Source organism: Latilactobacillus curvatus JCM 1096 = DSM 20019 (assembly GCF_004101845.1).
Lineage (GTDB): Bacteria > Bacillota > Bacilli > Lactobacillales > Lactobacillaceae > Latilactobacillus > Latilactobacillus curvatus.
In genome coordinates this window covers 861,661-882,917 of sequence record NZ_CP026116.1, presented here as the reverse complement: position 1 = coordinate 882,917, position 21,257 = coordinate 861,661, and the positions used below count along the sequence as shown (strand labels likewise).

The window sequence follows — 21,257 nt, the reverse complement described above, 5'->3', positions numbered from 1 at the left end:
CAAGGTGTTAAGCAGAATTAGGCGCTTAACAAAAGGCGATTAACACTACCGTAACGGTGTTAATCGCCTTTTTTGTTTGCAAAAAAATAACAGCCACACGTGTGACTGTTACATTAATTGCTTATGCCCAACGGTTTGTTTTTGTTGGTAAGAGCATTAGGATATAGAACCAAATTGTCCCGATAAGCGGTATGAATTCAATGAGTACCCACCAGCCTGAGCGGTCTGTATCGTGAAGTCGGCGCATTTTAACGGATAAAGTTGCAATCCAAACAATGAAGACGACGATGTTACGACCCATTGAGATGCCTAAATCCCCAATATTATAGATTTCTGAAATTGGATGGCCGGTTATTGTTTGAATAATACCGATGATAATACCACCTAGAATGTAGTTAATGATGATTGGCCACCAGAAATCAGGTCGGTTTGAAGTGCCTGAGAAATCAAAAATCCGGGACCAAAAACTTTGATATGATTTAACCATGATGTAAAACCCCCTTCTCCTTATCAGCTTTTCGCGTCGTCAGTTCTGGACGAGATGAAAAGTTATGATAAATTTAATAACTTCCTACCAAAGATATTATGACATACTTAAACGAGTTTTTTACAGTTTTTAGCTTACATAGAGAATCAATAATTTATTCGCCAACGCCCATTAATGAAGCAAGAATGAATAATAACCAAATGTGAATTGGGTAGAACAAGTAGAAGAAATACTTCATGCTACGTCCTTTTTGTCCGTTGTACAAGAGGATTGGGATAATCGCGAAGATCATCATCCATTGCGTATTGCTAGTGAAGAGTCCAGTGAAGGCAAATCCGGAGTTGATTCCAGCGTCAAGGAATGCGAAAACAAGAACGGTAAGACATTGTAAGAGCCGGTTGTTTCGGAAAAGATAAAAAAATACTCCTATGTAGAGGAGAAGGCCATTTTCCGCAAGCATAATGGTTGGAATAACCATTGCGAGATTGGCAGCAAACATCATTGTCTTAGGGTTAGCAATTAGACCAAGCGCCAATAATGATAAGAGGATAGGAGCAATAATTGCCAGTCCACCAAGCAAAATTTGTTTGGAATGGTGCGTGCGGCGACCGACACTAATTTCTTGAATCCCATACATTGCTAAAACGGCAATGTATAAATCGGTAAAAATATTGTTTGACAGTGCGAGGTTACCGACTTCGAAGAAGTGTTGGACAATGGGGCTTCCCAAGTTCATAATCCAAAAACCAACGAGTAATTGGAACATGTAACGTTTTTGATTCCGCGTATGTATGAATCCTTCAACTGCCATAAAGAAGAAGATGGTGGCAACTGGTCGTCCGAACCAATCAACCCAGCCAGGGACCCCAGCCCCGGCGAACATTTGGTGCACGTGATCAATAAACATGAGGATAATTCCAATTACCTTGACGTCGAAGTTATTTAAAACTTGATATGATTTAGTCTGCATAATAGCCTCCCTAAAAGTTAAGTAAGTACATTATCGTATGTTTAGCTCATATTATTAAGTTTTAAATGGCTAGTGACAATAATGTTAGATAGCAAAAACCACGATAAAAGGAATTTATCGTGGTTCTGAGCTTATTTAGCAATTTGGCTTGTGCCATCTGCGTAATTTAATGTAACGCCGTCTTGGACGTTAAAAATGTAAGTGTTAAATTGAATGCTGTTATCCCCGACGGATTGGCCTTCCATTTGAACGCCGCGGGCTAGCAGCTCATTATCGTTAAAAATAGGTGTGACACGGTAACGAACAAAACGATTAGGGTGTTTTTTGAGATAATAAGCAATATCTGATTCATGGGCCAGCATTTCGGGTGCGTTTAGCTGGCGTGTTCCTGTCATCAGATTCTTTGGATTATTATTTTCACCGGTTAGTTGATAGCCAATTAAATGACTCCGATTATACAGCCAGCCAGATTTAATCCGCTTATTATGCCAACCGGTCGGATTCCAAGTGAGTCCTTCGCGCTTGGCAGTAGGCATCATCGATTGATTTAAAAGAACATTTGCAGCACCAACGCGATTTAGTGCGTCGAGATTACTAAAGGTTTGCCAACCACCGTGATCGGTAGCCAAATCAGTAGCACTGAAGCTTGGTTGGTTATTATTGACGAGTACCTCGTTTTCACCACGGTAGGTGAGGGCCGCGAGCTCTGATGTGTTATGACGCTCAGGACTAGTCGTTTGCATTTGTTGCTGATAGTTAGTGAGTTTTTTGTTTAACTGGTTAATTTTACGTTGAAGCGCATTAATTTGACGTTCGGTTTTTTTGTTGTGCGCATTAATGCGCTTGGTTTCTTGACGTAAGGTGGTAGCGTGAACGGTAGTTGGTTGTTGCAAAAGGGTTCCGACACCAGCAAGTGAAATTGTTACCACCACGCGACTTATCAAACGGGTTGCTTTCATTGGCTAATCCTCCCATCCGCAAAGGGTATAGCCTTCTGCTTGTGCTTGTGACAATGGCATGGTTGTAGTACTGTTGGCACGACTTAAGCCACGGCAATTGGGATCAAGATGGTATTTTTTACCAGAATTAGGGGCAATTGTCACCATTTGTTCAACTTGTTGAGCACTAGCAGCTTGTTGTGCTTGTTGGCTTGCCTGAATTGCAGCCTGTTGCTGAGCGGCCTCGCTAGCTTGACTAGTAGCGGCGATTGAGGCTGAAGCCGCACGGACTCTTTCTGACTCAGACGCTTTTTGCTGCTTTTTAACAAGTCGTGATTGACTGGCAACTTGTTTTGTCAGTTGGCTAGCCTCTGTTTTCTTTGTAGCTAGTTGTTTTTTTAAAGCGCTCGAGTTAGCACGGGCCGCCTTGTTTTCGCGTACATCAACTTGATGTTGGCTGGTCTTCTTGGAATTCGCAGCAGCCACCGGCATTAATGAACCGCCTAAGCCGATTAAGGCGATGATGATAATCAGTACGCGACGCCATTTTCTGGGTCGTTGCCGGTTAAAGAATAGTAGTGAAATCAGTGCGCTCCCCAAGAACGCTAAAAATAAATAGGACATAATAACCTCCAAAGTAATGAATAACAGTTCTTAACGATTGTATATTGTACATAATATGAAAGCAATTATAAAAAGCCTAGGCGTACCTAGGCTTTTAGCGGTTAATCTTTGGTTGTGAGTGAAACAATTGCTTTTGTTTGATAGTATTTTTCAGGATTGGTTTCAAAAGTTAACCAATCTGCATCAGCGAATAGACCAGCCAATGCAAGAATTGGGCGTTCTTTAGCGAGTTGTTGTTCGCTAGAAGTTGCAATGGCGTCTTGGTAGCTACCATTGAAGATTTCATCTAGATAAAAGGCTTGATCATCACCAACGTTTAAATAGGTAGTATCATTCTTCCAAGCATGTAGCAAATCCGTTTCCGAAAAAGTAACGGTTTCGTTATTTGAAAAAGTCATGATAAATTGCATATGGGTCAACTCCAATCAATTAATTAAGCAACAATCTATTTGGTTGCCTGCCTAAATTATAGCATTTAGATAATAAAAGGCGAACCTTTTGACAGTCATTGTGGTTAAAAAGTAGAATGAAGGTGAACAAAATAGAAAGGAAGTCATTGATATGGCAAACGAAGAACGATTAGATAGTTTGAAAAATGTAATTGAAGGCACAGTTAAGAAGGTTGTCAGTGAGGTGACACCTAATAAAGATAAGAAAGAAAAGGCGCAAAAAGCTGACAAAAAATAGGACTTAGTAATGAAGTAAAGGTCAAAATCATCCGTTTGGTTTTGGCTTTTTTATTGGAAAGCCGTTAAATGCGTTCGCTTTTACGAGGCAGGCTTGGTATAATTTAAAGGATAGTCAGAGGAAGTAGGTACAATTAATGGATTACGCAGAAATGTTAGACCGGCAAAAGCACATTCGTAATTTTTCGATCATCGCGCATATTGATCATGGTAAATCAACATTAGCTGATCGGATTCTCGAGATGACGGATACTATTGCCAAGCGCGATATGCAAGCGCAAGTCTTAGATGACATGGAATTAGAACGTGAACGTGGGATTACCATCAAGTTAAACGCGGTGGAATTACACTACCATGCCAAAGATGGCGAAACTTATATTTTCCATTTAATCGATACACCTGGACACGTCGATTTTTCATACGAAGTGTCACGAAGTTTGGCAGCTTGCGAAGGCGCCTTATTAGTCGTCGATGCGGCCCAAGGGGTTGAAGCACAAACGTTAGCCAACGTTTATTTAGCGGTCGACGATGATTTAGAAATCGTCCCTGTCATTAATAAAATCGATTTACCATCTGCACAACCAGACGTTGTTAAAGCAGAAATCGAAGAGATGATTGGTTTGGATGCTTCAGAAGCCGTGCTTGCTAGTGCTAAGAGCGGGATTGGGATTGAAGAAATCCTAGAAAAACTGGTAACGGACGTGCCAGCACCAACGGGTGATTTAAAAGCACCATTGAAGGCGTTGATTTTTGATTCGATCTACGATAGTTATCGGGGTGTTGTGTTAAACGTGCGGGTTTTTGATGGCACTGTTAAAGTCGGCGATAAGATTCGCTTGATGAATAACGGGAAAGAATTCGAAGTCACTGAAGTCGGTGTGATGTCGCCTAAAGCCGTTAAACGCGACTTCTTAATGGTTGGTGATGTGGGTTATATTACGGCCAGCATCAAGACCATTCAAGATACGCGGGTTGGGGATACGGTCACCCTTGCTGACAATCCGGCAGCAGAAGCCCTTGATGGTTATCGGCATATTCAACCAATGGTTTATTCTGGGATGTATCCCGTGGATAACGCGAAGTTTAACGACTTGCGTGAAGCCCTTGAAAAATTACAATTAAATGATGCCGCGTTGGAATTCGAACCTGAATCGTCACAAGCATTGGGCTTTGGGTTCCGTTGTGGCTTCTTAGGCCTCTTGCATATGGATGTCGTACAAGAACGGCTTGAACGGGAATTCAATCTTGACCTGATCATGACCGCACCATCAGTGGATTATCATGTCGATTTAACCGACGGCACAGAAGAAGTGATTGATAACCCATCAGAAATGCCAGAAACATCAAATATTTCAGAAGTTAAAGAACCGTACGTTAAAGCATCTATCATGGTACCGAACGATTATGTGGGGGCTGTGATGGAACTTGCACAACGTAAACGCGGCGAATTCGTCACGATGGATTACTTAGATACCTATCGGGTTAATGTCATCTACAACATGCCACTGTCTGAAATCATTTTCGATTTCTTCGATGACTTGAAGTCCAATACCAAGGGTTATGCCTCATTCGATTATGAAGTGACTGGCTATCGTGCGAGTGATCTGGTGAAGATGGATATTCTATTGAACGGTGAATCCGTTGATGCCTTGAGTTTTATCGTGCACCGTGACTTTGCCTTTGAACGAGGCAAAGCGATTGTTGGTAAGTTGAAAGAAACCATTCCACGTCAACAATTCGAAGTGCCGATTCAAGCAGCTATCGGGAATAAAGTGATTGCCCGTTCAACAGTCAAGGCCTACCGGAAAAACGTGCTCGCCAAGTGTTATGGTGGGGATATTACCCGGAAGCGTAAGTTGTTAGAAAAACAAAAAGCCGGTAAGAAACGGATGAAATCCGTGGGTTCGGTGGAAGTCCCACAAGAGGCGTTCATGTCCATTTTGAAGATGAATGATGAAGATAAAGCCGGTAAATAAGGATTCTTAAAAATTTAATAGTGATAAAATAGCAGTTTTGCCAACATTTTGCCAACGTCAATTTTCGTTGGTTGGCAAAACTGCTATTTTTTTGTGTTTCGAATTATTCAAGATAGTGCTCTTGCCAACATTACTCGTTCTGAATTTGTTCGATCAGACTAACTGTATTTTTGCGCATTTTATGAGTGACATGAGAATAAGTGTCCATTGTAGTGCTGATTCGAGAATGGCCTAAACGTTCACTAACGACTTTCATTTTTTCTCCGGCTTCTAGCAGCATAGTAGCGTGAGTGTGACGTAGTGAATGGAAATTAAAATTCTTATGCAATTTGTCTTGGACTAATTGCGCCTTATATTTAATCGAGTTAGGAAGGACGGGGGTACCATTTTCTTCGGTGCACACAAAGTTACGGCTCCTATGATGGAATTACGGACAAACTGTTCGATATAATACATCATAAAGGAGCTTTTTATTATGGCAATTAAATATTCAAATGAATTTAAAGAATCGATTGTTAGCTTAAGTCAGACTGGCCGTTCGGCCAACTCACTGGCTAAAGAATACAACGTCAGTGTTTCAACGGTCACTAAGTGGATTAAACAAGCTGATCCTAACAACACTAAAGTGCTATCATCAAATGAACGTGCTCTGATTAAAGAAAATAAACGGTTAAAAGAAGAACTTGATATTTTAAAACGAGCAGCGGTGCTCATGGCAAAAAGCTAATTATTAAAGGGCGTGCCCTCGTGTTAGAAGTCGTCAACGCTAATTTACTTGCTGGGCACCGCATTACGCGTATCTTATCAGTACTCAAAATTCCGCGCTCAACCTACTATGATTATCTACATTGGCAGCCAAGTAGAACTGAACGCCGCCGGCATTTAATTAAACAAGAAGTGTTAACGGCTTGGTTAAGATATCCAATGTATGGCTACCCACGATTAACGATCTTACTAAATCAACAGTCTGATATTCACGTTAGTCAGCGTCTGGTCTATCAACAAATGTGTGAATTAGGGATTAGATCTAGAATGGTTAAACGAATCAATAAGCCAACCACTCAGACTGATTATGATCAGCGACCAAACTTGATTAAGCAGTTAACTGATCAATCTGGTATTTTATTGACTGATATTACGTACATTCCCCTTAACCATACTTGGTGTTACCTAGCTAGTGTCTATAATCCAGTAACCCGACGGGTTATTGCTTACCAACTTAATACGCAGATGACTAAAGAACTAGCGACTAACGTTATTACCCAAGTCATGGCGCAAGCAGTTAAACCACAAATTATTCATAGTGATATGGGAAGCCAATACACAAGTGACTTATTTGAAAACACTTTATCGAAGTATGGTATCAAGCATTCTTACTCCCGAAAGGGTCAGCCCGGCGATAACGCGCGAATTGAAAGTTTTCATTCAATTTTGAAACGTGAATACGTTAATTTCCAAGATTTTAAGACAATTCATGAAGCAATCGCCGGAATTGATAACTATATTCGTTGGTATAACAGTGATCGTATTTCACTTGTAGCGTAGCTACAGGCTATTAAATTCAATAATGTTGGGGCTTATTTAATATACTCTAAAGCGTTTTTAAAATCTGAACGGGACTAAAACTTCGGCCTCTGAAAATTAAATTAAGTAATTTAAATTGAAAGTCAAATTTGTTCGTACTTTTATGTCCGGATTCTTGACATAGGAGCCGAAGATTCTATGGAGTATCTATGTAAAAGAAAACACTGTAACAGCAGCTCAGCTTGAAAGCGGGTATGGTGAAACTCGATTCAGATATTATAAGAATCGGGCATGCCTGCAATTTGCAGATGCATTCATGATTGAAGACTTGCACGAGTTCAAGAAATAAAAAGTGCGGTTTTTGTGCGGATTGTCTGTGGTTATTAGCCGGATTTCCGTGATAAATTAGTATTATGGATTATTAGTAAAGCGCGCTTAAACTGTGGCCAGTAATCACCGGCGGAAAACGGTGGTCGCGCTGTTGCCAAAAATACGATCTGTTATACCCGGCAATTAGCGTTAATCAAACTTTGTTAGGTTAATCGACTTCAATTCTAATTGCTGGAAGCGTGGGGTTAGCACGTTGTTGCCGTGGATGATCGCGGACCTAACCATTCCTAGTAGCTTAAATAGAGCAGCGCGGAAGTGCACCTGCGGTCACGATTCGGGTTCGAGTCCCGGCTAGGATATTATCGCAGTGGCGGAATAGGTAAAGCGTCTTTACGCCTTAAAACGGCAATTGTGTGGTGCAAATCCACACCTGCGATATTGCCAGTAATGGCACATACTTCACCTCCAATAGTCCTAGCCTTTATGGCTGGGGTTTTGTATTATAGATTTATTGGAGGGTGAAAATTATGGATAGAGAAAGTTTGTTAGAAATGATCAATAATCCAGAATCAATTTTAAAGGCTGATAAAAAAACGCTTAAGCAAAGAATAGAGCAACAGAGGTTAACAGCTGATGAGTATGCAGAGGCTGCAATCGATACAGGAAAATCTAAAGGTCGAGAATTGGTTGTTGATATATTAAATGGGTCTTTAGGGAGTCTTATTTTTGATGTGATTGAAACTGGCGATGAACTAGGCCAAAACATATCTGATATGAAAAAATCTTTGGTCGTTGCTTCTTATGTACAAAAATCAGACGACCACGATAAAGCGTTACAATGTATTGTTGACTTAATTACGGATCCCTATGGTCTGACATTGTATTCAAAATTAATAGAAATACTTAATGATTCACCGGCAGATGATGATACCTTAAATGTTTTAGCCAACGTTCTAAGGAATATAAGTAATGATAGTGATTTAAAAGAACACTTTTCAAATAAGAGAGTTGTGTTGTCTATGATTGCCAAACTATCACCACAGGCACTCTTAGTATTGCAGAAAGCTAATAGATGGCCGATTATGAAAGCTCCCAATAAAGCAAGCATCACTGTTGGAGGAATAATGAACGGTGATAACAGTGAGTATATTGCACAAGGATTATTAAAAACTGAAATATTTAATGACATTTCAATAACATCATTAGGACTAGCAATCAAGGAGTTAGAAGTAAATGGACTATGTTTCACGGCGTCTGGCACGTTTGGCGGTAAAAATGCAGTACAAGAAACTTTAACAGATTCGGGCAAAGAGGTATATAAATTAATCTATTAATATTATCAAGGCAGCCTAGGCTGTCTTTTTTAATCCCGAATATTTGTAGTACTGTAAGATTGAGTCTACAATTAAAGTAAGAAAGAAGGGATATCATGGTAGTTTATGTATTTGGGCTTCCTAGTCCCAAAGATGTTTATAAGCGCGCAAAGGATAAAATTCGGAAACAGAAGAAAGATAAAGAGAAGAAAGCAGAAGAAGGACCAGTTGCAACAACTGCTTAAGGTAATGAAGGATGTCAATACGACGTGTAATTGATGTGATGATGCATCACGAAAATCAATAAAGAGATATTTGAAAACTTTTTTAATAAAGTGAAATGCAATTACAATCATTAGGGAAGTAGCGACATAAACATGAAGTTGTGGTATATTCTGGTTAACGGAAGGTGATATAATGTCAAAGACTATTAATGAGCAAGTTTTCGAAATAATTGATGAAATGTATAATGATTTGGCCCACAAAGAAATTGATCAGCATATTAAGGATATTCTTTTAATTGCAGCAAAACATTTATCTACAGAAGATATGCCAGCTCAAGTGGTAGCAGCTAAAACCGTAAATGGAATTACAATTTGGACCATGAATGGTAAGAACTTATTGGGTAATGAAAACGCTGAACGAATCCGAAAATTGATGCGGATTGCTCGCTCCGAGGGATACAAATGGAATGCGACTGGCTTAGGTTCATTAGGCGTACAATTTTAAAAGAGTTTATCTTGAGACAGCTTAGGCTGTCTTTTTTTGTACATAAAATTAAAGGAGTGATAGGCATTGTGAAACTAATACATTCAAAGTACGGCTACGAAACACCTGAATGGACGGCAGCAGATGCCCGTTTAGAGAAGTGGCTTAAACAGAAGAAGATAGATGAGAAACGTCGTTCAGATAATGAGCGGCGTATTTTATTGGAGAAAAACAATTATAAGAAGGAGGGCGGTGCTATGTAATGCATGATGAATCAAGAAATGATGCAAAGGAAGACTATTTATCTGGGATGAAGTACAAAGACATCGCTGATAAATATGATGTGTCGATTAATACCGTGAAATCATGGAAACAGCGTAATGGATGGGAACGTGGGCCAAATAAAAAAGCGGTGCACCCCAAAAGCAAAAAGGGTGCACACAAAGTTGAAAAGGTTGCACCCAAAATAGTGAAGGAATTATCTGCTAATGATGGGTTAAACGATCAACAGAAAATGTTCTGCTTGTACTATCTGCAACGATTCAATGCCACATGGGCTTATATGCAAGCTTATGACGTTGATTACAAGACCGCTAATGTAAATGGCCCAAGGTTGCTAGTAAATGCTAGTGTGCGTGAGCAAATTGATAAGCTGCGTAACGAGATTGCTAACGACCTATTCGTTACAGCTGATGATATCGCTAAAGAGTACGCTAAACAAGCATTCGCTGATATTGGCGATTACGTAGGGCTCCTATGTCAAGAATCCGGACATAAAAGTACGAACAAATTTGACTTTCAATTTAAATTACTTAATTTAATTTTCAGAGGCCGAAGTTTTAGTCCCGTTCAGATTTTAAAAACGCTTTAGAGTATATTAAATAAGCCCCAACATTATTGAATTTAATAGCCTGTAGCTACGCTACAAGTGAAATACGATCACTGTTATACCAACGAATATAGTTATCAATTCCGGCGATTGCTTCATGAATTGTCTTAAAATCTTGGAAATTAACGTATTCACGTTTCAAAATTGAATGAAAACTTTCAATTCGCGCGTTATCGCCGGGCTGACCCTTTCGGGAGTAAGAATGCTTGATACCATACTTCGATAAAGTGTTTTCAAATAAGTCACTTGTGTATTGGCTTCCCATATCACTATGAATAATTTGTGGTTTAACTGCTTGCGCCATGACTTGGGTAATAACGTTAGTCGCTAGTTCTTTAGTCATCTGCGTATTAAGTTGGTAAGCAATAACCCGTCGGGTTACTGGATTATAGACACTAGCTAGGTAACACCAAGTATGGTTAAGGGGAATGTACGTAATATCAGTCAATAAAATACCAGATTGATCAGTTAACTGCTTAATCAAGTTTGGTCGCTGATCATAATCAGTCTGAGTGGTTGGCTTATTGATTCGTTTAACCATTCTAGATCTAATCCCTAATTCACACATTTGTTGATAGACCAGACGCTGACTAACGTGAATATCAGACTGTTGATTTAGTAAGATCGTTAATCGTGGGTAGCCATACATTAGATATCTTAACCAAGCCGTTAACACTTCTTGTTTAATTAAATGCCGGCGGCGTTCAGTTCTACTTGGCTGCCAATGTAGATAATCATAGTAGGTTGAGCGCGGAATTTTGAGTACTGATAAGATACGCGTAATGCGGTGCCCAGCAAGTAAATTAGCGTTGACGACTTCTAACACGAGGGCACGCCCTTTAATAATTAGCTTTTTGCCATGAGCACCGCTGCTCGTTTTAAAATATCAAGTTCTTCTTTTAACCGTTTATTTTCTTTAATCAGAGCACGTTCATTTGATGATAGCACTTTAGTGTTGTTAGGATCAGCTTGTTTAATCCACTTAGTGACCGTTGAAACACTGACGTTGTATTCTTTAGCCAGTGAGTTGGCCGAACGGCCAGTCTGACTTAAGCTAACAATCGATTCTTTAAATTCATTTGAATATTTAATTGCCATAATAAAAAGCTCCTTTATGATGTATTATATCGAACAGTTTGTCCGTAATTCCATCATAGGAGCCCGTGTCTATTAGAGGCGTTCATGTCCATTTTGAAGATGAATGATGAAGATACCAAAGGTAAATGGTAGATTGCAAATTTAATCCGAATTTTTGGACAAATTTGTCAGCATAACCTGATACGGTGTTTGCCAGTCGAGTATTTTAAGCGGTCGCTGGTTAATTTGGAGTAACGTCGTCGTTAAATCTTGAGCACTAATGTGCTCAAAACGAGTCCCTTTAGGATAAAAATAACGTAAATTCCGATTAAAGCGTTCATTACTACCACGTTCAGCTGGCGTATAAGCATGGCAGTAATAGGTCTTAATACCATATTGTGATTCAAGTGATACTAGCCCACTAAACTCAGTGCCACGGTCCACAGTAAAGCTGTGCACCGGACCATTAAAAGTGGTTAGGAACTTAGTTAGTGCTTCATTAACAGTCGCTGTCGTCCGATCTTTTAACCGGTATGCCCAAAGGAACCGTGATTTGCGATCGATTAAAGTTAATAAAACTGCCTTACTATGCCCACGAGGACCAACGACTGTATCTAGTTCAAAATCGCCGATGCGCTTACGTTGATTAATCATCATGGGACGCTGTTCAATTGATCGCCCCAAAGATTGATTATATTTGGATCGTTGGTCAACGTTACGCCGTTGGCGTACGCCATGTTCAGGTAGATCATTCAAGGAGAAACCAATTCTCCCCTGATTTAGCCAATTATAAATAGATTTAGTAGCTAGTTTAAATTCGTGAGCAATCATTCCTGGTGACCAGCTTAGACGTAAATGGTTGAGAATTTTTTGCTTTAACTCATCGCTCAGCTTAGTTTTCCGACCACATCGTGATCGCTTGTATTCGGCATCTGTTTGTGCTAATTCAGCCTGATAAGGTTGACATCGAGATAATTCATAAGAAATTGTTGACGGTGATCGGTTCAGCCGAACGCCCATTTGGATATTGGACAGCCCTAGTTCACAAAAGGTTTCGATTTTAATTCGTTCGGAATAGGTTATACTAGACAAAAGATCAGCTCCTAAAAGATGGGTTTGTGGTAAACACCATTTTAAGGGAAGCTGATCTTTTTTGTCCGAACAGCGTCGGATTAATTTTACAATCTACCAAATAAAAAAATAAAAGCGTGCTAGTCGAGGCTGACTAGCACGCTTTTTTGCGTTATTGAAAAGAAATAACAGTTTTACCAACACGTTAATGGATAGCGATTGAGACGAGCAGGATGTTTGGTCCCTATAAAAAGCCGCTCCAGAAAGCTATTCATGCTGCGCGCTGTTGATGGGTGCAAATAGCTTAATGCAATATAATGCGCTAAGTCCAACAAGGACATATACGATGCGCGAAATAATAGCTGCTTGACCGCCAAATAACATAGCGACTAGGTCGAATTTGAATAGACCGACAAGTAGCCAGTTCAAACCACCAACGATTAATAAAGTAAGCGCGATATTGTCTAAGGTTTTCATAGTGACACCTCCTTTAGTAGCTTTAAGATAACATCCTAAAAGGTGGGGAACAATAAAATTGCTTAGACCAAGTTTTGTAACTTAGCAAAGAATTAAGGGTGGTTTTTTAGAAGATAGATTGCAAAAAAAGCATGCTAGTCAAATTTGACTGGCATGCTTTTTGGTGTTTATTGAAGCATATCGATTAGTTTCAGAAAGATCATCATCACGAGGATGCTGACCCAAAAGAGCACATTCGATTTCTTCTTAAGTTGGTCATTTTTCTTTTGTTGGGCGATGAATAAGATGACTGATGAACTTAAGACGCCGATTGCAGCAATGATCACGATCAATAATAAAATGAGATGTTGAGCAGGTAACATGATGAGGCTCCTTTAACTGATTGATTCTAAGGAGCAGTATACCAAAAAAATGGAGAGACGAGAATAGTGAATCTACCTGATGAAGCATTAACTCTTGGTAAGATACATCGTTTTTAATTGGTTGAGATCCGCCTTAGTCAAACCCAGCCCGTGTTTCAAATAACCATTAACGCCACCATATTCTTTGTTCATTGTGTCATATGCGGCCTGTAGATAGGGTTTACGGACGGCCATCATTGCAGTGATCGTTTTAACGGCTTTGGGGTTATTGTGAGTTGCCACCTTAATTTGTTCAATTGTCTTTTCATTTTCGGCGCGGCGATATTTATTAGAGGCGAGGTAGTCGTCCATGATGCTCTTTTGATCAACCCCGAGGGCACTGAGGACTAACATAGTACCGAATCCGGCACGATCTTTACCGGCTGTACAATGCCAAAGTGTCGCACCACTTTTATTATTCAATAAGACATTAAAGAACTGTTTATAGTTCGTGCGTGCTGCGGGATCAGTAACCAATTTTTGGTTAATATCAATCATGAAAGCTTCACCATCAACCTTATCGAGATTCTTGAAAAAGTCAGCTTGACTTGCCGAAGTCCCTAAAGACTTGGTGACATCATAGTGATTGTAGTGGACGTTGCTTAAAGCGGGATCGGGTTTAGCCGCAACTTCGCTACTAGTCCGTAAATCAACGATGTTATTTAATTGTTTTCCAACGGTTAACTTCTGTTTATCCTTCGTTGTTAAACCAGCTAATTCACCAGAACGAATTAACCGATTGGCTTTAATTTTGGCACCTGTTTTCGTGACAATTCCACCTAGATCACGAGTATTAATCGCACCGGCTAATTGAATGTGGCGACTCATGTTTTGTTTAGGGACAAGGGTGGATTGATGAGCTGTCGATTGTTTAGTATTTTTTTGTGGGGTACAGCCGGCTGCCAAAAGTAATAAAGTTGTTGTTGCCACGTAAGGGATGATTGTTTGGCTCATGCGCATATTGATTGCTTCTTGTAAAACGATTTTTTATTCTTTACAAGGTTAAGCATAAACAATAATGTAAAGTGTTTGTTGTTCTAGTGAAAATAAAGTGTAAAGCTTCGTAATGGTTTGGTAAATTCATAAAAAAAGGCCTAGTAGTGGTTTAATGATACAATGGGGTTAACTTTTAGATATGGAGGATGATAAGATGCATGCAACGCAACTATTAAGTGCAACGGTCGAACGCGCTCAAGAACGATTACTCGATACATTGGAACAAATGACAGTGGCTGAGGCCAATACAATGCCGCAGCCACTAATTAAATCGGTGACCTGGTTAGTATGGCATACTGCCCGTGAAATGGATTATCAGATTGCGGATTTGAAAGGGATACAACCATTGTGGATACGTGCAGGTTGGTCACAAAAATTTGCATTAGATCTACCCGATGAAACGCAAGATTGGTCGCATTCACCAGAAGAAGCAGCCAAAGTGATTATCATCGATAAAGCATTATTAATTGGTTACTTAGCAGACGCATTGCAATTGACGCTTGATTACCTGGCTGAAGTTACTGACGAGTCTTTATTAGAGATAATTGATGAAAATTGGACACCGGCAGTTACCCGTGAAGCACGCTTAGTCTCAATCGTGGATGATGCGGTCATGCATTCCGGGCAAGCTGTTTACACTAGAAGAATGGTAATGGGGAAATAACTGCTAGGACAGGATTGGAATCGGTTTAACGAATAATTAGTGAAGGGTAAAAATAGATACCGTATGGTATCTATTTTTTGTTATCCGGCAATTGAATTGCGTGCTACTATATTAAATGTAATTAATAATAATTTGGAGGAATTATCAATGAAGACAAAATTATTTTCAGCATTAGCAACAATGGTAGCACCAACAGCAATGACAGTGGGGTCAGTATCAGCTGACGCAGTTGCTCCGCAAACATCAAAAGCCGACTTTAGTGTTGTTGCTAAGGATCCAACAAACCCAACAGATCCTGAAAATGTGACATTAGTATTAAAATCAGTACCAAGTTTCAGCTTTGGGACAATTGAAGCTAGTGCGATTTATGCTGGCTTTACTGGTAAAGTTGCTAAAACAGCTGGCGCTTTAGAAATTGCTGATATACGTTTAGGCAAATCTGACTGGTCGTTGACAGCTGACATGGCTCAATTCACAGATGATGCTAATAAACTAACAGGCGCAATATTGAATTTAGATTCTACTGGTTCACTTGGTGAAACTTTAACAGGTGCTGTTAAGGACGATTCTCCTGCCGTTGAAGTGGTTAAAGGTAACGGGAAACATGGTGTCGATAATTTCAAGATGGAAGCAGCTACGTTAACATTAGCAGCAAATCCAGCAGCCGATTTAGCTAAAGATGAGAGTTTCACAACAACAATTAATTGGAATCTTTCATCAACAACACCAACTGCACCAACTGCACCAACTGCTTAATCATTTTACTATTAAACGCACGAAATAAGTGAATAAAGTTAACGAAGCGATTGATGTGGAGGGTGAAAAGTATAAGCCAGATTCGTATTATACTGGAAAATTGAATAAAGATCCGAATACACCAGGGATTCCAGCTAAATATAAAATTGCTGCAGGGAATGTCTCTAAAGAGAAAACGGTTTATGTTGGTGGGTTAGCAGCCTACAAGAAAGCGGCGGATCTCGGTGGGACTTGGTCAGTTGATGGTTTGTCAGACCTAGCTAAGGCATCTGGTGCAACGAGTAATTGGCATTATGAATGGCAATTTACAGATGGTGAGGATAAGACAATAACCCCCGCTACTAATAGTGGTGTTTCTAATCTTAAGGGTGACATTACAAATTTAGCGAACTTAAATACGGAACAACCACTAACCTTTAGTAAAGATAGTACTTTCATGAAAGATGCTGCAGCTGCAACTACGGCTGGAAAGAGTTATCGAGCACAGCTAACATTAACGACTAACGTAACGGAAGAATCAAGTGGAAGTTCAAAAAAAGTTACGATTGTTTCTAACGAAGCTGAATTACAAGCGCAACCAGCAGTTGGTAAGTTGTCATTGGATCAAGTGCCTAGCTTTAGATTTGGGAACGTCTTGTCAAAAGATATTTATGTTGGTACAACTGCTCAGGACAAGCAATATCAGGTCAGTGATGGGTTGAAAATCACGGATACCAGAGCAACGCCAGGTTGGAAATTGACAGCAAAGATGAGTAAAATGGCATCAACCACAGGCAAACAATTAAGCAGCACAGCCATTAATATGACTGGCTTGCCAACGAACGTAGGATTATCTGATAATGGTACTGAAATACCGATTATGACGGATAAGATGTCGAAAACATGGCAAGTTGCTGGGAAATTAGCATTAAGTGCCAATCCAAGTATTCAACTTGCGGCTGGTGATACATTCTCGAGCAACATTACGTGGACTTTAAATAGCGCACAACCCGCAGCACCAGCGGCTTAAGTTGTTGATTAGAATTAATAAGTAAATTAAAAAAGATGAATGATTTCCTGAATATCAGGGAACCGTTCATCTTTTTTTGTTAGTCGATATATTTAACAGCCGTGCCATAAGCGGCAACTGATTGCATATCTGTTCCGATTGAACCGGAATCAAAGCGCATCATGACAACCGCATCTGCGCCCATTTCAAGTGCATTTTGGCGAAGCCGGTCGATGGCTACATCGCGTGATTCAGTCATCATTTCAGTATAGGCTTTGATTTCGCCACCGACGACATTTTTCAATGAAGCGCCGATGTTTTTGAAGACGTTCTTGGATTGAGTGGTTAAACCGAAAACTTCACCGAGCACTTCATATTTTTTACCAGGAATAGTTTCGGTGGTGGTGATGAGAATTGGATTTGTCATGATTAAAGCTCTTTTTTAGAAGAATAAGATTAACAATAATGTGATTAAAGCGGGTAAGCCTTGTAAGAAGAAAATTTTCTTGGTGGCGGTAAATGTCCCGTAAAGGGCAACGATGAAGATGTAGAGCATTAATAGGGCGAGGACAATCTTGAGCGTTTGGCCGGCTAATAACAGGTTGACCATGATAATTACGGCGCCCAACATTCCGTTATAAATGCCTTGGTTGGCCAGTGCCACGCGGGCATTTGGTAGTTTGACAAAGTCTAGCGGCATGTCAAAAGCTTTCGCCTTTGTTTCAGCACTGGCAAACATTTCCAGCCCCATGATACCGATGTGTTCAACGGCGATTAGATAAGTTAAAACAAGAATCAATACTTGCATAAGTTAGTGCCTCCTCAATGGTGGTTTCATTATAACAAAAACAATGACGCATGTCCAAATTAGGCCATAAAAAAACACGCCAGAGAATTTCTGGCGTGTTCCTTCATCATTAACCGCGGTCTGTATAACCGTTGGGATGATTTAAATGCCAATTCCAGGCAGTTTCAATAATTGCTTCCATATTGTCATACTGTGGCGTCCAACCTAAGACTTCGCGTGCTTTGTCACTTGCGGCAATCAAAGTACTTGGATCACCAGCACGACGCGGTGCCATTGTCACAGGAATTGCCTTGCCAGTCACTTTGCGAGCGGCTTCGACAATTTCCATATTTGAAAAACCAGTTGATGAGCCTAAGTTAAAGGCGTTACTATCATGGCCTTCTTCGAGGTAACCGAGGGCCAAAATATGGGCGTCGGCTAAGTCTAACGCGTGGACATAGTCGCGGACGTTAGTGCCATCTGGTGTATCATAATCATCACCAAAGATGGAGAGTTGTTCACGTTTGCCAGCAGCCACTTGTAACACGATTGGTAACAAGTGGGTTTCTGGGTGATGATCTTCGCCGATTGAACCATCTGGTTTGGCACCAGCGACATTGAAGTACCGTAATGCAACGAATTTAATACCGTAAGCTCTGTCAGCCCATTTCATCATCGTTTCCATCATTAATTTACTTTCACCATACGGGTTAGTTGGGACTTGTGGGTCGGATTCCTTAATTGGAATTGATTTCGGTTCCCCATAAGTGGCCGCTGTTGATGAAAAGACGATGTGTTTGACGTCGAATTCATTCATCACTTCGAGTAAGGCAGTCATGCCGTATGTGTTATTGTCGAAATATTTAAGTGGTGCTTGCATCGATTCGGGCACGATTGAGAAAGCGGCGAAATGAATCACACCGCTGACTTTTTCTTGTTGGAAGACGCTGCGCATGAAATCTTTGTCGCGAATATCGCCTTGATAAAAGCGCGCTTGTGAATTAATGGCGGCTTGATGGCCGGTGACGAGACTGTCGACAACGGCCACATCCGTGCCGCGTTGAATTAATTGATCAACGGTGTGCGAGCCGATGTAGCCGGCGCCACCTAATACTAAAACTGTCATGGTTGTTTCCCCCTATGTAATAACCTTGTGTATCAATTAACAGTATATCATTTGGACTGATAAACAAAAGCATTGATTGGATTATTAAACGAAATATAATAATCTTTGCTATAATGGGTAAGTTAATGATTTGGAAGTAGCGAGGGATTAATGTGGAAGCACAATATGAATGGCAATTAAAAGCAACACCAACTGACCAAGACTTACAAGCAATAATGGCAGTTGAAGCACTCCCGAAAGCCGCAGCCCAATTGTTGTGGCAACGAGGAATCAAAACACCTGAGGCAATCAGTGCGTTTATGCATCCGAATGTCGGTCAATTACATGATCCATACGCTTTGTATGATATGCAAACGGCAGTCGATCGAATCCAAGCGGCTGTGATGGGCGGCGAAAAAATTACAGTCTACGGCGATTACGATGCCGATGGGATTACAAGTACCGCTTTGATGCAAGAGACGCTCGAAAGTTTAGGCGCCGATGTGGAAGTATATGTGCCCAACCGGTTTAAAGATGGCTACGGGCCCAATTTAGATGTCTATAAGCAACTCGTTGAAAATGGGACCCAGTTGATTGTGACCGTTGATAACGGGGTGAGTGGCTTAGAGCCAATCGCCTACGCGCAAGAACACGGTGTCGATGTAGTGGTCACAGATCACCATGAACTACCAAGTACATTGCCAAATGCGACAGCAATCATTCACCCCCGTCATCCAGAGGGACAGTATCCCTTTAGTGATTTATGTGGGGTTGGGGTGGCATTTAAAGTCGCTACGGCATTATTGGAAGAAATCCCTTACGAGAGTTTGGACCTAGTGGCGATTGGGACGGTCTGTGATTTAGTGTCACTGACTGATGAAAATCGCGTTTTAGTTAGCTTAGGCTTACAACAATTACAAAATACCAGTCGTCCCGGTTTAGTGGCTCTTTGCCAGTCAGCGGGTATTGAACAAGAAACGCTTGACGCCACATCGATTGGATTTGGGATTGGGCCACGTTTGAATGCGATTGGTCGCTTAGGTGATGCCAACTTAGGTGTTAATCTATTAACGACTTTCGATGAAGAACAAGCGGTGGAACAGGCCCAATTTGTGGAACAACAAAATAAAAAGCGCCAGGGTCTTGTGCAAGAAATTACTGCGCTAGCTAGCGAAATGGCACAAACACCTGAGAACCAAGCTAGTGCGACCTTAGTGTTGGCACATGAAGGCTGGCATGAAGGTGTGCTGGGGATTGTGGCGAGTCATATCGTTGAACAAACCGGTAAGCCAACTTTAGTGCTAGCAATTGATCTAGCAACTGGCCAAGCCAAGGGATCGGGACGAAGTGTTGAAGCATATCATCTCTTTAAAGCGCTTGATGCCCAACGCACATTGTTGACGCACTTTGGTGGGCATCATATGGCTGTTGGCTTAACGATGCCAGTCGATCAATTGGCTGCTTTACAAACGGCGATGAATACTTATGCCGCTGATAATCAGATTGATTTAACAACGAAACCCACATTGGCGGTTGATTTACAGCTCGCATTAGCTGATGTGACGCCCGATGTTTATCAAGCCATCAGTCAATTAGCTCCTTATGGCACGGATAACCCAGAACCTTTGATTGAAATGACGGTGCCATCCGTCACCAATGTGAAGCAGATCGGTGCGGATCAGAAGCATTTGAAATTTACGGCGGTTGATCAAGAAGCGCAGTTAGCAGTCTTAGCATTTAACCGTGGTGCGTTGTACGACGATTTACAAGCGGTGGAACAGTTGAAATTAGTTGGTCAACTAAGTGAGAATACTTGGCGCGGCAATACGACGTTGCAATTGATGCTGAAAGATTTACAAACGAGTGGGCAAGTGTTAATCGATCAACGGAGTAATCGGTTGACGCAACAGTTGTTTAAAGCTAGTGGCACCTATGTCTTTTTCAATGAGAAGCATCTGGCACAGCTACAAAGTTATATCCCAGCCGGCAGCCAAGCCATCTTAGCAGCCGATGTCGCACAGCAAGCAGAATTGATTGTGGTTGATGAACCAACTGATTTAGATGAATTTGAAGCCTTTTATCGCCAACAACAGGCCACTAAAATCAGCTTTATCTTCTATAGTAAGTATTCGGCATATCTTGATGGTATTCCTGATAAGAAACAGTTTGCGACTTTCTTGGTTTACCTACGTCAACATCCAGGAATTGAAAAAGCACGGTTAGGGGAATTAGCGACTTATCTAAAAATTAAATTGCCGCTATTAATTTTTATGTTGCAGGTGTTTTTTGACTTAGGATTTGTTAAAATAGAATGTGGTCTCATTTCGGCCGCGGAACAACCGGAAAAGCACGCATTAGAAAGTGCACCGAGTTATCAACAACGATTAGCTAAAATTGACATGGAAAAGCAGCTTGTTTACTCAACCTTCGCGGAGATGAAAGACTGGCTGGCAGGATTCAATCAGTAGCAAACTGTTGAAAGAGTTAAGG

25 protein-coding genes and 1 pseudogene are annotated in these 21,257 nt (G+C 40.7%); 12 read left to right on the top strand and 14 right to left on the bottom strand.

The genetic code is table 11. The features are described from left to right. Positions 1–121: 121 nt before the first annotated feature. From LCU_RS04650 to LCU_RS04630, 5 genes are all read right to left on the bottom strand, one after another. Positions 122–487, bottom strand: coding sequence for a DUF805 domain-containing protein (locus LCU_RS04650; RefSeq protein WP_004270896.1), 366 nt, complete (start codon positions 485–487; stop codon positions 122–124). 154 nt (positions 488–641) lie between these two features. Beyond that, positions 642–1,457: a TraX family protein gene (locus LCU_RS04645; protein ID WP_056966943.1), complete on the bottom strand. Its 816-nt coding sequence runs from the start codon at positions 1,455–1,457 to the stop codon at positions 642–644. Between the two features lie 131 nt (positions 1,458–1,588). Continuing rightward, entirely contained in the window at positions 1,589–2,416 is an 828-nt protein-coding gene (locus LCU_RS04640; protein ID WP_035186727.1) for a DNA/RNA non-specific endonuclease, read from the bottom strand. Positions 2,417–2,419: 3 nt separating this feature from the next. Beyond that, a complete protein-coding gene (locus LCU_RS04635; RefSeq protein ID WP_004270898.1) occupies positions 2,420–3,019 on the bottom strand; it encodes a hypothetical protein in 600 nt (199 codons plus the stop codon). 101 nt (positions 3,020–3,120) lie between these two features. Beyond that, the gene (locus LCU_RS04630) at positions 3,121–3,429 is read right to left on the bottom strand and encodes a hypothetical protein (protein WP_004270905.1); all 309 of its coding nucleotides are present in this window, start codon (positions 3,427–3,429) and stop codon (positions 3,121–3,123) included. Between the two features lie 151 nt (positions 3,430–3,580). Here LCU_RS04630 and LCU_RS10165 point away from each other — a divergent pair, with 151 nt between their 5' ends. Then, positions 3,581–3,706, top strand: a complete 126-nt coding sequence (locus LCU_RS10165) for a hypothetical protein (protein ID WP_004270909.1) — start codon at positions 3,581–3,583, stop codon at positions 3,704–3,706. A gap of 136 nt (positions 3,707–3,842) precedes the next feature. Next, positions 3,843–5,681 (top strand): translation elongation factor 4, encoded by a 1,839-nt coding sequence (gene lepA / locus LCU_RS04625; RefSeq protein ID WP_004270915.1) that lies wholly within the window; start codon positions 3,843–3,845, stop codon positions 5,679–5,681. A 130-nt stretch (positions 5,682–5,811) separates the two neighbouring features. Here lepA and LCU_RS04620 read toward each other — a convergent pair. Then, positions 5,812–6,090: pseudogene (locus LCU_RS04620) on the bottom strand (tyrosine-type recombinase/integrase); the annotation flags it as partial. Between the two features lie 66 nt (positions 6,091–6,156). On the opposite strand from LCU_RS04620, the gene LCU_RS04615 reads away from it, so the two are divergent. The 6 genes from LCU_RS04615 (at position 6,157) to LCU_RS04595 (ending at position 10,427) form a co-directional block, all read left to right on the top strand. Beyond that, a protein-coding gene (locus LCU_RS04615; RefSeq protein ID WP_128486106.1) for an IS3-like element IS1520 family transposase occupies positions 6,157–7,226 on the top strand; the annotation gives its coding sequence in 2 pieces (ribosomal slippage) (positions 6,157–6,373 and positions 6,373–7,226; 1,071 coding nt in all). Positions 7,227–8,062: 836 nt separating this feature from the next. Next, a complete protein-coding gene (locus tag LCU_RS04610; protein WP_004271278.1) occupies positions 8,063–8,869 on the top strand; it encodes a hypothetical protein in 807 nt (268 codons plus the stop codon). Positions 8,870–8,964: 95 nt separating this feature from the next. Then, positions 8,965–9,093, top strand: a complete 129-nt coding sequence (locus tag LCU_RS10160; protein WP_004271280.1) for a hypothetical protein — start codon at positions 8,965–8,967, stop codon at positions 9,091–9,093. A 172-nt stretch (positions 9,094–9,265) separates the two neighbouring features. After that, positions 9,266–9,577: a bacteriocin immunity protein gene (locus LCU_RS04605; protein WP_004271277.1), complete on the top strand. Its 312-nt coding sequence runs from the start codon at positions 9,266–9,268 to the stop codon at positions 9,575–9,577. Between the two features lie 68 nt (positions 9,578–9,645). Next, positions 9,646–9,819 carry a hypothetical protein gene (locus tag LCU_RS04600; RefSeq protein ID WP_004271279.1) on the top strand — a complete coding sequence of 58 codons (174 nt, stop codon included), beginning with the start codon at positions 9,646–9,648 and terminating at the stop codon, positions 9,817–9,819. Further along, entirely contained in the window at positions 9,819–10,427 is a 609-nt protein-coding gene (locus LCU_RS04595) for a terminase small subunit (RefSeq protein ID WP_128486105.1), read from the top strand. Before LCU_RS04600 ends, LCU_RS04595 begins: the two co-directional genes overlap by 1 nt. Before the next feature lie 46 nt (positions 10,428–10,473). Here LCU_RS04595 and LCU_RS04590 read toward each other — a convergent pair. The 5 genes from LCU_RS04590 to LCU_RS04565 all read right to left on the bottom strand — a co-directional run bounded on the left by LCU_RS04590 (position 10,474) and on the right by LCU_RS04565 (position 14,431). Next, a protein-coding gene (locus tag LCU_RS04590; RefSeq protein WP_128486104.1) for an IS3-like element IS1520 family transposase occupies positions 10,474–11,543 on the bottom strand; the annotation gives its coding sequence in 2 pieces (ribosomal slippage) (positions 10,474–11,327 and positions 11,327–11,543; 1,071 coding nt in all). A 141-nt stretch (positions 11,544–11,684) separates the two neighbouring features. Further along, positions 11,685–12,614: an IS30-like element ISLpl1 family transposase gene (locus tag LCU_RS04585; protein WP_003592463.1), complete on the bottom strand. Its 930-nt coding sequence runs from the start codon at positions 12,612–12,614 to the stop codon at positions 11,685–11,687. A gap of 246 nt (positions 12,615–12,860) precedes the next feature. Further along, the gene (locus tag LCU_RS04575) at positions 12,861–13,070 is read right to left on the bottom strand and encodes a DUF378 domain-containing protein (protein WP_054644718.1); all 210 of its coding nucleotides are present in this window, start codon (positions 13,068–13,070) and stop codon (positions 12,861–12,863) included. A gap of 167 nt (positions 13,071–13,237) precedes the next feature. Next, positions 13,238–13,432, bottom strand: coding sequence for a hypothetical protein (locus tag LCU_RS04570; RefSeq protein WP_054644717.1), 195 nt, complete (start codon positions 13,430–13,432; stop codon positions 13,238–13,240). An 87-nt stretch (positions 13,433–13,519) separates the two neighbouring features. Further along, positions 13,520–14,431: a tyrosine-protein phosphatase gene (locus LCU_RS04565; RefSeq protein ID WP_056967003.1), complete on the bottom strand. Its 912-nt coding sequence runs from the start codon at positions 14,429–14,431 to the stop codon at positions 13,520–13,522. 190 nt (positions 14,432–14,621) lie between these two features. Between LCU_RS04565 and LCU_RS04560 the strand changes: the two genes are divergently transcribed. From LCU_RS04560 to LCU_RS04550, 3 genes are all read left to right on the top strand, one after another. Beyond that, complete coding sequence (locus LCU_RS04560; RefSeq protein WP_039099494.1) at positions 14,622–15,131, top strand: DinB family protein; 510 nt, start codon at positions 14,622–14,624, stop codon at positions 15,129–15,131. 147 nt (positions 15,132–15,278) lie between these two features. Continuing rightward, positions 15,279–15,887 carry a WxL domain-containing protein gene (locus LCU_RS04555; protein ID WP_054644716.1) on the top strand — a complete coding sequence of 203 codons (609 nt, stop codon included), beginning with the start codon at positions 15,279–15,281 and terminating at the stop codon, positions 15,885–15,887. Between the two features lie 28 nt (positions 15,888–15,915). Continuing rightward, on the top strand, positions 15,916–16,896 hold the full coding sequence (locus tag LCU_RS04550) for a WxL domain-containing protein (protein ID WP_056967005.1): 981 nt from the start codon (positions 15,916–15,918) through the stop codon (positions 16,894–16,896). Positions 16,897–16,975: 79 nt separating this feature from the next. On the opposite strand, the gene LCU_RS04545 is transcribed toward LCU_RS04550, so the two are convergent. From LCU_RS04545 to galE, 3 genes are all read right to left on the bottom strand, one after another. Then, the gene (locus tag LCU_RS04545) at positions 16,976–17,302 is read right to left on the bottom strand and encodes a heavy metal-binding domain-containing protein (RefSeq protein ID WP_039099495.1); all 327 of its coding nucleotides are present in this window, start codon (positions 17,300–17,302) and stop codon (positions 16,976–16,978) included. A 15-nt stretch (positions 17,303–17,317) separates the two neighbouring features. Beyond that, positions 17,318–17,683 (bottom strand): DUF1304 domain-containing protein, encoded by a 366-nt coding sequence (locus LCU_RS04540; protein WP_054644713.1) that lies wholly within the window; start codon positions 17,681–17,683, stop codon positions 17,318–17,320. Positions 17,684–17,792: 109 nt separating this feature from the next. Continuing rightward, positions 17,793–18,788 carry a UDP-glucose 4-epimerase GalE gene (gene galE, locus LCU_RS04535; protein ID WP_111447570.1) on the bottom strand — a complete coding sequence of 332 codons (996 nt, stop codon included), beginning with the start codon at positions 18,786–18,788 and terminating at the stop codon, positions 17,793–17,795. Between the two features lie 152 nt (positions 18,789–18,940). Between galE and recJ the strand changes: the two genes are divergently transcribed. Beyond that, positions 18,941–21,235 carry a single-stranded-DNA-specific exonuclease RecJ gene (recJ, locus tag LCU_RS04530; RefSeq protein WP_056966771.1) on the top strand — a complete coding sequence of 765 codons (2,295 nt, stop codon included), beginning with the start codon at positions 18,941–18,943 and terminating at the stop codon, positions 21,233–21,235. Positions 21,236–21,257: the final 22 nt, after the last annotated feature.